This is a genomic window from Clostridium sp. AF34-13 (genome assembly GCF_003477845.1).
Lineage (GTDB): Bacteria > Bacillota > Clostridia > Lachnospirales > Lachnospiraceae > Butyribacter > Butyribacter intestini.
Genome location: NZ_QUEB01000021.1, coordinates 23,032 through 36,622, shown reverse-complemented (window position 1 = coordinate 36,622; position 13,591 = coordinate 23,032). Strand labels below are relative to the sequence as shown.

6 protein-coding genes are annotated in these 13,591 nt (G+C 39.1%); 4 read left to right on the top strand and 2 right to left on the bottom strand.

Features of this window, described 5'->3' with window-relative positions:
* Positions 1 to 28 precede the first annotated feature (28 nt).
* A complete protein-coding gene (locus DWZ63_RS14370; RefSeq protein WP_182431545.1) occupies positions 29 to 2,641 on the bottom strand; it encodes an ATP-dependent DNA helicase in 2,613 nt (870 codons plus the stop codon).
* 11 nt (positions 2,642 to 2,652) lie between these two features.
* The gene (locus tag DWZ63_RS14365; RefSeq protein ID WP_118500247.1) at positions 2,653 to 3,216 is read right to left on the bottom strand and encodes a restriction endonuclease; all 564 of its coding nucleotides are present in this window, start codon (positions 3,214 to 3,216) and stop codon (positions 2,653 to 2,655) included.
* A gap of 608 nt (positions 3,217 to 3,824) precedes the next feature.
* On the opposite strand from DWZ63_RS14365, the gene DWZ63_RS14360 reads away from it, so the two are divergent.
* From DWZ63_RS14360 to DWZ63_RS14345, 4 genes are all read left to right on the top strand, one after another.
* A complete protein-coding gene (locus DWZ63_RS14360) occupies positions 3,825 to 4,997 on the top strand; it encodes a hypothetical protein (RefSeq protein WP_118500246.1) in 1,173 nt (390 codons plus the stop codon).
* A gap of 263 nt (positions 4,998 to 5,260) precedes the next feature.
* Positions 5,261 to 6,094: a hypothetical protein gene (locus tag DWZ63_RS14355; RefSeq protein WP_118500245.1), complete on the top strand. Its 834-nt coding sequence runs from the start codon at positions 5,261 to 5,263 to the stop codon at positions 6,092 to 6,094.
* A gap of 635 nt (positions 6,095 to 6,729) precedes the next feature.
* Positions 6,730 to 10,791 (top strand): hypothetical protein, encoded by a 4,062-nt coding sequence (locus tag DWZ63_RS14350; protein WP_118500244.1) that lies wholly within the window; start codon positions 6,730 to 6,732, stop codon positions 10,789 to 10,791.
* A 68-nt stretch (positions 10,792 to 10,859) separates the two neighbouring features.
* Positions 10,860 to 13,508, top strand: a complete 2,649-nt coding sequence (locus tag DWZ63_RS14345) for an FMN-binding protein (RefSeq protein WP_118500243.1) — start codon at positions 10,860 to 10,862, stop codon at positions 13,506 to 13,508.
* The last annotated feature ends 83 nt before the right edge of the window (positions 13,509 to 13,591 follow it).

Sequence of the window (13,591 nt, the reverse complement as noted above, 5' to 3'; positions counted from 1 at the left end):
ACAGGCTATTATCTTTCCGCCTTACCTTTTACTTTTCCCAAAATTTCTTTACTCGTTCCCTCATATTATTTTTAGTCACAACCTCATAAGGATACCATTCTTTAGGAAATAATTTCTGGTACGACATTTGCATAAATCTTTCATCAAGTAAAAGTATCGCACCTCTGTCGGTGTCGGTTCTGATAACCCTGCCTGCTGACTGCAAAACCTTATTCATGCCGGGGTATCTGTAAGAATAGTCAAATCCGGATCTATCTTCTCTGTCAAAGTAATCCTTAAAAAGCTCATTTTCAGTGCAGACCATTGGAAGTCCGGTGCCTACAATGACAGCACCGATAAGTCTGCTGTCTTTTAAATCTATGCCCTCACCGAATATCCCACCCATGACACAGAAACCAAGTGTTGTGTTTGTGGGATTTGCCTTGAAATTCTCCAAAAATTCCTCACGCTGCTGCTCGTTCATTGACGGTGATTGTATAAATATACGAGGTGTTGTGTTTTTTTCGTTGTTGTAAGTGTCTTTTATATCTGATATTTCAGAAACATCAGTTTGTTGTTGATTCATAATTTTATTCGTTTTGGTTAAAATTTCAATTTCTTTAACCTTATTATAATCATTTGTTTCTATATTGCCATTATATAATTTAGTGAAATCTTCCTCATTATATGTCTTGCTAAAATTCTCCTCCACAAACGGCAGAACATCATCTATCATTTTATATGACGAGAAAAATATAAGATAGTTTCCCGTTTTTGCTGATACAAAGTCTGTGATGTAGTCGGCAATCTTTTTGTACTCCGCTGGACCACGCCTTGTATATTTGGTGCTTACATCACGCCCTATCATTATAAGTCTGTTTTCAGGGAGAAAAGGTGACGGGGCATAGACGGCATAGTCATCTGTTCCGCCTGCGAGCTGTTCCATATAGTATTTAATAGGAAGAAATGTTGCAGAGAAAAATATTCCGCATCTTCCTTTTTTAAGATAATTATCAAGGTTGGTAGATGGGTCCATACATTGCAAATGAAGTCTGAAATTACCCTCATCCGAGTAGTCCGAGTATATAATATATTTTTCATCAAGCAATTCGTATGTGTTCAAAAAAGACCTGGCGGAAAAATAGAAATCAAGCAGTCGCTCTCTTGTGTCGGGAATAAGTTCGCTGTTGTCCACACCATCAAATTCCATAAAATTTATCTGACCGTTGATATTTTTTGAACCATGTTTATTGTTGCGTGAGTCTTGAAGATATTCATCAAGATAATTTGCAAGCTGCATGAGTCTGATGACGAAATCTTCTATGTTAAGAATATCCCATTCCGTAAGTACATCACAGTCTCTTTTGAGTGCGAGAAGTGATTTGTTGCAGCGTTCAAGTGCATTTGTGATTTTTTTACTCATAAATCCGGTGAGTTTTTTCACAGCTAAAAATTCTTCTTTTATAAGTGTTGCAGAGTACATTTCTCTTGCTCTGTCAACGAGATTGTGAGCCTCGTCAATAAGAAAAATGTAATCGTTTGATGATGCTTCTGTACCAAAAAAACGCTTAAGACAGGCATTTGGGTCAAAAGCATAATTGTAGTCACCGATAACGGCATCTACCCATGTGGATATGTCAAGACACATCTCGAACGGGCAGACATTGTGCTTTTCGGCATATTCGGTCACGATTTCCCGTGTGATATGTTCCTCGTGTGTTATAACATCAAAAACTGCATCATTGACTCTGTCAAAGTGTCCTAGTGCACGGGGACATGAACCGGGATTGCACACGGGTTTGTCAAGAATACATATTTTTTCTTTAGCGGTGAGAGTGACATATTTTAGATGTAAGCCATTTTCTGTCAATATGTTAAATGCATCCTGTGCCACTGTTCTTGTAATAGTCTTTGCCGTGAGATAAAAAATCTTTTCGCTTAGGTTTTCTCCCATTGCCTTGACAGCGGGAAATACAGTGGAAATCGTCTTGCCGACACCTGTAGGAGCTTCTATATAAAGTCTTTTTTTCCTGAGAATAGTCTGATAAACACCTTTGACAAGAGTGTTCTGTCCGGGACGGTATTCAAAAGGAAATTCAATATTTTTAATTGAAAGATTTCGCTTTTCATGCCATTTTATTTCCCACGATGCCCATTTTGCATATTCGTGGAGAAGATCATAAAACCATTTTTCAAGCGTTTCAAAATCAATATATTCATTAAAGCGTTTGATTTCTTCGGTCGGAATATGACAATAAGTCATCTGTATTCCGATGCTGTCAAGCTTATGGGTTGATGCCCATATATAACCGTAACAGAGTGCCTGTGCCCTGTGGACTTCAACAGGATTTTCAAGAGATGCCAGTTCTCTGTAAACACCTTTAATCTCGTCGATATTATAACCTGTATCATCCGTAAAAATACCGTCAGCACGCCCCTCCACACATATTTCAAAATCAATGCCGTCATAATTTATGGGAACGGTGAGAGATAGTGCCGCTTCAGCCTGATAGCCTGCTTTCATTTTTCGCTGTATTTTTTTGTGGATGCGGGCACCCTCCTGCATGGCATCCGGGTCTTTAAGACCTGATGAGGTCGTGAGGTCGCCGCTTCTTAATATAAACTCGACAAGGTTTCTGACTGATATTTTAATGGTGTTCATAAATTTCTCCATCATAATAATTCTTTAAACATATCCCTGTCCCAAAGTACAACTCCAATTTTGTCGGCAAGTCTCTGTGCTGCTCTTGAAAAATAGCTGTTTGTCAAAACAACGGCAACATTACATTCATAGAAATCACGCCCGGCATAAACCTGCTGCACGGCATCAATGCCTACAGGACCGTGGTATCTTTTACACTGTATCGCATAAACAACACCGTCTCTCTCGGCGATAACATCAACACCAAAATCACCGCTGTTCTGTGTGCTCTCAGCAATCTCAAAGCCGTTGGCAACAAGAATATCACAGGTAAGGTCTTCAAATTCAAAACCATCCATATCGTCAAAATCAACAGCGTCATATATGCCCTTTTCAAAAAAGCCTGCACGCTTTCTTGCCCTGCATATTTTATAGACGCAGAACAGGAAGAATAAAAACCATATGCCGATGGAACTAAGGATAAATTTTATTTCTTTATTTTTACTATAATATAGGATAAATATTAAAATTACAAATGAAATGATAATGTATAAAGTGTATGTAATAATTTTTAAAATACTTTTGTTTCTTTTCATAGGCAGCAGTTCCTTTCAAGTGCTTTATTTTTAGGCGATAGCAAAACTGGCTGTGTTATGAGGAGGCAGCAGAGAGGATTGCAAATAGCCGCTTAAATTATGGATAATATAAGTATTGTAAATGCCTGTTTTTATGGTGGTAAGTTTTGTAAAAGTCTAATATGAACATATGTTCAAAAAGATTTTAACATTGCTATGCCCGAAAGTCAAGAAAATAGATTGGAAATAGGATTTATGCACAATTTGTGGATAACTTGTGGATAACTTGCAAAATCCATGTGGAAAATAAGTGGAAATATGGTTGAATTGCTGTTAATTGATGTTGAGAAATTGTGGGAAAATTCATGAGAACCAAATAAAACTGTAGATACTTATTAAAAACTGCCGATATAAATTTAAAGGAGTTATAAAGATAAGTTGTGAAGCAACGACTGCAGTCTGCTTATAAAATTAAAAATTTAAGAGATGAAAGACTGAATTGTCATAAATTATCGGTTGCACAACAGAGATGAACGGTGAGTTATAGATATACAGACGGACTGACAGTGTCAAATGAATTATGAAAAAATGAGTTAAAGAAAAAAGGCTCAAGTTTAGGAGGGAGTTTTATGGCAGTTGTAATTAACAGTGGTTCGCTGTTTCAGGCAGGGGGTAAACAGATTGGGCATGGAACAAAGAGCAGCAGGACGGATAATGCAAAGCGAAAGAAAAATGTATCGACCGCCGGAAGATACAGCAGTGCTAAAAGGGATGCCGGCGTGAAAAGTTCCGGGGTTGATATTAGAACGGAGAATGGAATAGGAATTTCGGTAAACAGGGCGGGAACCGGAGATAAAAGTACATATCTGACGGAAGATGACGGTGTTATGCTTGAACTTAGTGAGGGTAATGAAAAGGCTGAAAATATGGATGCTGTTTCTGATAAAGCAAATAAAACGGCAGCAGGAAAGAATAAGAACGGCATTGAAAACAGTGAAGATAATGAGAACAGTGTTTTGATTAGTGAAGCTTCGGATAAGGAGTCACAGAAAAGTAAAAAGGAAGAGGAATACGAAAAGTTTGAAAAACAGCTTGAGAGTCTGAAAGATATGCTTGACAGGATGAAAGAGACTCAGAAGAATATCAAAAAAACAGAGACGAAAACAAAGAAAGTTTTAAATTACAGCTATAAAAAGGTATCGTCAAGTATTCGGAGTGCAAAAAGTGTTTCGCAGGCGAGTAATGCCGTTTCTAGTGCAAGTTCAAATCTTGCGGCTCTTAAGAGAAAGGCGGCAAGTGGAAATTACGATGATGATGAGATTAATATTGCGATTTCCCATGCAAAGAAAATGATAGCCGTTGCTAAAAAGAAACTTGCAAATATCAAGCAGGAAGTTATGAACAAAAAGGATGATGATAAATATATTTCATCAAAGAAAGATGTTGTTATGAGGATTTCTGAAGAAAAAATAAGGGTCTGGCAGCAGAAAGAACTTAACGAGATTGAGGAGGAGATAAGGAAACAGGAGCAAAAAGAAAAACTGGCTCACAGAGGTGAGGAAAATAATAAAATGCTCGATGCGGATATGACTTATCTCAAAGAAAAGATTGAAATCTGGAAACGAGGCGGCGGAGATCTTGGTATCATGATGGCACAGAGTCAGGGAGCGGGAATTGGCATTGATATGACACAGGCAATTACAGATACTTCAAAACTTGCCACAGAGCAGACTATGATTTCGGCAGAGCAAAGTGAAGGAGGACAGACGGAAGTTGCGGCAAGTATAAATCTGTCAGTGTGACAGAAATATCTGCTTTTTGATAAATTTTATTCATCAGTCATGGTTAATCAGAAAATTATTTCATGCTAAAATATAATGATGTTGGGGTAAAAAGGTATTTTGCCCATCAAATAGCAATTTGTATGTAAACATACATTGTTATCTGCTTTTGACCCTTAGTAAATACATAAAACATTATAGGCATTTGCACAATTAACATAGCCTATAAGTAGTTTGACAAATACCTAAACATTAAAAAATGGAAAGGGGATTTATAAAGAACCATGAATGATGATAGTGAAGTTTTAAAAAATCAGGTGCTTATGGCACTCTGCGACAATGTTGACGAGGAAAAAAATGTATCGTCGATAGCTAAGATATTAAATGAAAAGAGTTACAAGATAAGCAGAGTGTTGTCGGCACTTGAACAGGAAGGGCTTGTGGATAAAAAAGTCGAGCGTCATCCGAGACTGACAGAGACTGGCAAAAAGAAGATTGAGGAGTACAAATATAAGGTTGGGATTTTTATTAATCACCTGCTTTATGAGGGGATAAGCGAAGAAAATGCAAAAAAAGATGCCGTCAGATGGGCACTAAGTGCATCCGAGGAGACAATGAATGTGCTTGATGAAGCCAATGAGCGTTACAGGATAAAAAATGAACTCAGGGGGGAGTGTGCGTTCAGCGGAAATATTCTTTGCAAACTTATGAGGGATGGTGATTATAAGTTTTCGTATGTATTTTACAGAATGTGTTCGGAGGACGGCAATGTGCTTTCAATGGCTAATAACGGATTTGAAAATCCTTGTACGCTGAGTGTGAAAAACGGAAAAGGTACGATAAGGTTAAAATCAAAGAGAGTATCTGCAAATTCAGCAGTCAACGGTCATATGATGATGGGAGAGGTGAGCAAGGTCATGTATTTTGATGGGATTACATATAAAGAAGCCATCAAAGAGGGTGATGAGATACTTATCCCGGTAAATATGATACAGTTTGTCAACTCCGGAATAGGCATAGGTCAGTTTATGAACGGAACAGTAAATATGAAAATGCAATGTTCGGTGGGAAATGTGCATATGCCGGAGTCGGTTGCATTATTTTCAATGACAATATAATACGAATATACAATAAAGAAAAATCAGGCTTGCAATCAGACTTTCAACCTCAATGCAGATAAAAATGTTGGGTAGTGAACTTTAAATATGCAATAATGCACTATGTGTTAAAAAAAGTGTGCAAAAGACATTTTCAAACGGCTATATGGGTGAGAAAAGTAGGAGAAAAGCCGAAAAAACACTGAAATTACTGATAAAATATCTCATGTAAAAAAATAGTTGCACGATTGCACCGAAAATATTAAATACTGAAAACAAGCGGTTTCAGCATGGAATTATTTGGAAGTTGACTAAGTTTTCTCAATTAATAATGGATTTCGTGCAAATATGCATTAAAAAAATATTCTTGCAAAAATCAAATGCTCTGATATACTTAAGCGTCGTAAGGAACGATGTAAAGCGTTTTTACAATGATGTTGACAATAGAGGTAACAAAGTGGCTGCCAATTAAGTTATTGTCAGCAGCTTTTTTTTGAGATTTGAGTTAGATGCATATAACTTGAAGCAGAAAAAGGTAACTCAAGGTTGTCAAAATGAACTTAAACCTGACATTAAAATATTTGGAGCGAATACATCGGTCGGATTTTGAAAAGCAGGTAGTGCAATTTTAATTCTATTCTTTTAAGGAGGATAACATGAGAAAGAAAAATATCTTTTGTAAGGCGGCGGCAGGAATACTTGCGGCGGCATTGGTCGTAACAAGTGCACCGACTAACAATATGGTGTTTGTCAAAGCGGCTGAGAGCAGTTCGCAGAGTGATGCGGCGTCAGAAGCATTGGCAGAAACTATAAAAAAGGCAGAGGCATTAGTGGAGACAGACTATTCGACAGATAGTTGGGAACAGTATAAACCACAAATAGATGAAGCTGTCGCAAAGGCAAAGACGGCAGCGGGTTCGGCTATATCAACATCTGACAGTAATCTTAAGAAACTGTTGAGAAAACTTAAGGCTGCAGCAACCGAAGCTGAAATAGAGAAACTTAAGGCAGCAGTTGAAACAGGAGAGACTTTCCTTAAAGAACATACGGAAAATGAATATACGGAGAAGTCATGGAAGAACTATGGAATTAAGATTTCAGACAATGTAACTAAGGCAAAAACTCTTAAGGAAAGTATAGATACAAATGCAGGCAAACGCAGAGAATCAGGTTATGATGTTAGAGTTGCTGCAAACAATATTACTGACAATATTTCAAGACTTATCAAGTCAAGTGATAAAACAAAACTTGAAGCCCTTATAAAAGAAGCTGAAAATCTCAATGAGGAAGACTATACGGCAGATAGCTGGAAGGATGCTTCAAAAGCTATTTCATCAGCAATCGCTATCGCAAATGAAGAAATATCAATTCGTGGAGACAAGAACGACGAATATACTGGAAGGCAGGCACTTATAGCTGCTATGGATAAGCTGGAGCTTGCACAGGTTACTGTCGGACGAGGAAGTTTTCAGAAGAAACTTGCCCCCGGAACTTACAGTATTCCTATTGAGCTGTTGAACGGAGGAAGATCCGAGTCGACAAAGCAGTACACATCAGCAGGATATATGAAAGAGACATCTATGGCGGGAGGTTGTTTCCCGGGAAATGCAACTCTTGTAATCCACAAGGACGGAACTGCTACACTCACGACGGCAACACAGGCTATAGAAGCTATGGGGATGTCAGATGCTGCAAATGACTGGACTGTATATGAGAGTACACAGAATTATCTTGACGGAAATGCAACAGCAACAAGCGGAAACCGTTATAAGGCTCATGTTGATAAGACATATACAGTGAATGGAAAGAAAAAGCCTGCCCAGATTTCATTTATTGTGCCTGACCTAAAGCAGAATGTTGTTGCAGTCAGAATGTATATAAGTGTTATGAGCATCAATCAGGATGCGTGCATTGGTCTTGACTGGGCAAACATTGAGAAAGTAAGCGATGATACGGCGATTTCCGAGATGGAAAAAGAGTATGTTACATATGATGCGTCTGCAAAGGCTGATGTAAAGACTGACATGGCAGAGGCAGTTAAGACAATGAGTGAGGGTGTAACTGTCAAACTTGCCTCAAATGCTGAATTTGATGAGGATGTGACTGTTAAAGGCGGAACACTTGACCTTAACGGATATACTCTCGCACAGAAAGCTAACATCTTTACGGTAAGAGGAGATGTGACAATAAAGGATAGCAGTAAGGATAAGACAGGAAGCATCACACATGAGCGTTATGATGAGGCTATAAATACATCTACATCAATAGCCGTGGCTGCTGGTTCACTTACGGCTGACGGAGTTGCCATTGAGGGACAGATTGGTAACTACATAATGTCTGATGGTTATGTTTGTATGCAGGATTTACCTCATATCGCTGTGACTCTTAAAAACTGTATGCTTACAAATAATGCTGTGACAACAGGCTTTACAGGATACGGCAGAAATACAAATAATGTTTATTTTGGCTATCTCAATGAGGGTATTGATTTTGAGATGGATAACTGTACGACGGACAATCTGGTTTCCGTAGGTCATGGCGAGAAGGAAAAATCAGTAGTAAAAAACAGTAAATTAGGAAAATTAGAGCTTATGGGAATAAGTGCTGATGTTGAAGATTGTGAGGTGTCGGACAAAGCAACAGTTGATGTTTCAGGAAAGGCAGTAGTAAAGAACAGCAAATTCAGCGGACTTTCATTAGGCTCGAATGAAGATACGGAACTTGATAATGTAACATCAATCCTTGCGGAAAACAACAACTTAAAAGCTGCACTTACGGTAGACGGTGCAGGAACAGTCACAATAAAAAATGGTGTATATTCGGCTGAAAAATCAAGGTCAGGCGTTGGAATTTTAGTAAATGGAACACCTGCAATGATAGAGGGCGGTTACTTTAAGGCTGTTGAAGGAAAGGACGCCGTGAGCGGACCTTATGAGACAAAGTCAGGATATATCTTAGGCGAGGTAAGTGATGGAGAGTATGCAGGATATACAACAGTCGTTGAGGGTACTGAAAAGGAGGACCCGGATGTAAAATATGCTGCAACTATCTACAATGCAGACGGAAGTGTTGCCAAGAACATAAAGGAAAAGGATGCATCACTTGCTCTCATTTATGCTAAGGACGGTCAGACTGTTAAGTTAAACGAGGATATGGATGTGAGTTCAGCAGACTCATTCACATTCTACAAAAACTTTACGCTCGACCTCAATGGTTATCTGTTGAAACTCGGTGACAATGCAATCACAGGAAATGCAGGAAAGTGTACTATTGTAGACAGCTCAGAGAAAAAGACAGGAAAAATCACAACAAGCACCGCCGTGTTTGCAGGTAATTCAAAAACAACAGCTCTTGTACTTGACGGTGTAAATGTTGAGGCGTTAGCAATGGCATTGATGTCAGTAGGTCATGTATATGTTAAGAATGGTACAAAGGTAACAGGTGCGGCATATCTCACAGCGTTAATGGGAGCAGGTCCTACACATATTTATGACAGTACATGGATAATAGGCAAGCAGGATTTACAGGGAACTGAAATCACACAGGAAGCTGCAAAGGAGCTTCTTGAGGGTTCGGTACGCATGGCACAGTACAGTATTAAAGAAAATGAAGACGGTTCATTCACTGTATCAGCAAAAGAACTCGGTAAACAGATGAGAGCATTTGAGGAATTAAATCCTGATGATTACACGGAAAGCTCTTATAAAACAGCAAAAGAAATTTATGATGAAATAGATGCAACAGCAGACGATGATGTGACAGAAGATATTTCAAAAGAATTTGTCACAAAACTTATAAATGCCATGAAAGCACTTGTAAAGATTGCTTCTTCTGACGAATTAGCAGGACTTAACAGTGCCATTGAGAGTGCATCAGCATTAGATGAAAACTCATACACGGCTGCAAGCTGGAAGGATGCGGACATTGCGTCAGCAGTTGCAAATGCAAAAACAGCGGCAGAGGGCAAAGAAAAAGATAGTGTGGTAAATGCAAAGGCATCACTTGACAGTGCAGTTGCAAAACTTGTAAAAGCAGGAGATAAGACAGCACTTGAAGCAAAGATAAAAGAAGCAGATGCAATCACAGAGAGTGATTATACGGCAGAGTCTTATAAGGCATTAAAGGATGCGGTTGCGGCAGCAGGACAGCGAATCACAGAGCGTGCGGCACAGGCAGAACTTGATAAAGCAGCGGCTGATATTCAGACTGCAATATCAAATCTTAAGAAGAAAGAAGCACCGGGCATACCAAGCCAGACACCTACACAGACACCTGCACCGACAGAAAGTGCAGTGCCGGCACCGGCAAACACACCGAGTGCAGAGCCGACTAAGAAGCCGGAAGAGTCAACAGAACCAACAGCAACACCAACAGTTAAGCCGACGGTAAAACCAACTAAGAAGCCGACAAAGACACAAACGGTTAAGGTTGCGGCAGTTAAGGGTGTCAAAGTAAAGAATGTCAAGAAACTTAAAGCTGTTGTCTCATGGAAGAAAGTTTCAAAGGCATCAGGCTACGAAGTATATCGTGCTAACAAGAAGAAAGGCAAATTTAAGAAGATAGCAACTATTAAAAAGGGTAGTATTGTCAAATATACAAATAAAAAATTAAAGAAGAAAAAATCATACTTCTTCAAAATAAGGGCATACAGAGTTTCAGGAAAGAAGAAAGTATATGGAAAGTATTCTTCAACAGTAAAGGTAACTATTAAAAAATAATTTTTATTAATGCAAAGGCAATGTAGGTCATGCCGGTGAGGTATCGACTTAAGAAATGAGGAGTTAAGATGAGATTGAAGAAATGGCAGACAAAATTTGCGGCAGTAATGCTTGCAGGAGCCATGGTATTCGGTCAGTGTGCATGGGCTGCCACAGATGATGTGGTGGCTTTTGCCGCTGAAAACAGTACGGTGGCATTTGGAAAATCAGCAACAGCTCTTAGCAAAAACAGTACATACATAGTGCCGTTGTCACTTAAAAACGCTAATAATCTTGAGCAGGAGTCAGCGGCAAAGGAGAGCATCGGAAAGTACGGAGTGCTTAAAATTGATGAAAACGGCGATGCAGCTCTCAATATTGTGCTTAGAAGCGTTACAGTTGGAACAGCGACTGATTATGCAACGGATTATAAGATTTATCAGTCACAGACAAAGCCAAATACAGGTGATGCGTCTGTCAATGCGACTGTAATCTCAACACAGGATGTGTATTTTACAAACGGAAGTGAACAGAAAGCAAAGACAGTTCCAAAGGAGATTTCATTTAAGATTCCTGATGCGGCAAAGATGGAAAACGGAATTTATATGAGTATGTTTGTTGAAGCAATGGGTTATGCACCTGACGCTTATCTTTTGGTCGATTATGCAAATGCCGTGCTTTCGGGAGATACTTCTCTCAACTATACAACAGAGCAGGGAGTGTCAGAGGTTCAGCAGTTCGGAAAATATAATGTAGGCGTAAAAGTCAGCGTAAAAGACGGTCAGATAAGTGATGTTGTCATAGAGGGTTCTGATTTTAAGGGCGATTCTGCAGATGAAAATCAGGTTTATTTCAACAAAGCCGCAAAAGGAATGAAAGAAAAACTTGTCGGACTTTACCGCAATGATGCTGAAAAACTTAACGGACTTGATGCAGTTTCAGGAGCGACCGCTTCATCAAATGCAATTAAAGAAGCGGCAATGAATGCACTTGGTGTGACGATTGAAAAAGAAGTTATCCCTGATGCACCTACGGAAGCCTTGAAACCGGGATTTTACAGCATTGAGTTAAAAGATCGCACGGATGTTGTTGACCACGGACTTGTCGGGGAAGAGAAAAAGGCACTCGGTTATATCCGTGTTGATGCTTCGGGAAAAATGTACCTTACATATCAGATGGTTTCCGGTTCTGACAAAGAGCCGCTTTATGTACTAGGATATAACGGCTGGTATAAGGGAAATAACATTTCAGCGGAAAATCTTACTATGGACGGGGTGACTTATGAGACGGAGTCAGCCGAAGTTCCAACTATCGGTCAGCAGAATGTCGTGACGAACATTACAGTTCCGCTTGACGGTTTGAGACAGACTTATGTAAATAATGTTTATCTTTATGTTGAAGCCATGAAAAAACTTGACGGAGTTGTTTCGGGAGTTAATTTTGATAAAGGTAAATTTAATATTGATTCAACAGTTACACTTTACTGGGACACACTTACCGCATTGACGGATGAAAATGAGCAGGCTTTAGGCTTTGCTTCATTGAGTGACGGAGTTTATAAAGTTACGGGAAATATGCAGAAGCCTGACGGAACGGTATCAATGAGTGACAGTGCTATAAATCACAATATAAAACTTACCGTTAAAGATGGAGTTTATTATCTGACACTTGATTTTAACAGTCTTACTATCGGAAGCCTTAAGGGGTATCTTAGCAAATTGAGATACTATGATACGGGATATAAACCTGATACACAGACAAATCCTACGGGAATATTAAAAGATGTTACGATTGATGATTATCAGACATATACCGACGGAGTGAAACTTACTGACACGCTCGGAACTGATTATCCGAATAAGGTTACGATAAAGGTAATACCGGAGGCATTGTACGATTTTTCTTATAATAACAAAAATATATCAGCAGGAACAGTTCCTTTGCAGGTGTTTGTACCGATAATGGAAGCAATCACAAAGGGAACAGGTACACAGCCGGTTTATCTTAAGCTTGACCTGTCAACTGTTACTGCGACAACAGCGGATGATGCGGCATTTAATGAGACAGAGGCAAAACAGGCAAATCCAAATGCGTCGGCTGCACCAGTGGAAAGTTCAAAGCCGGATGGCACAGCAACACCGGGAAACTCAGCAACACCAGACAGTACATCAAAACCGGGTGCTACATCAAAACCGGGTGCTACATCAAAGCCGGGTAGTACATCAAAACCAGATGAAAGCATAAAGCCAGGTGAAACACCATCTCCTGAAAATTCATCAGCACCGATGGAAACATTAAAGCCGGGTGAAACATCAAAACCAGATGAAAGCATAAAGCCAGAGCAGACAAACAATCCTAACCCTGGTAGTTCAACAAAAAAAGTAAAGGTAGGAACAAAGGCAAAGGTAGCAGGAAATACTTATAAAGTAACAGCAAAGGGAAAGGTTACACTCATTGCTGCAAAGAAAAATGTGAAAAGTGCAACTGTTCCACGGACGGTTAAGATAAAGAGAGTTTTGTTTAAGGTAACTGCTATTGCACCGAATGTATTTAAGAATAATAAGAAACTTACAACTGTTATAATTGGAAAATATGTGACAAAAGTTGGAAACAATGCGTTTAAAGGCTGCAAGAAACTTAAGACGGTTAAGTTTGCAAAGGGTATTTCAGCTAAGACAAAGAAATCCCTTAAAAAGCAGATAGTAAAAGCCGGGGCAAAGAAAGCTAAATTTAAGTGATTTTTGGATACAGATAAGCATTTTATACTGACGGGTCGCAAAGCGATTGCGTTTATCAGTAAACAGCAAAGGCAGATTGTGAA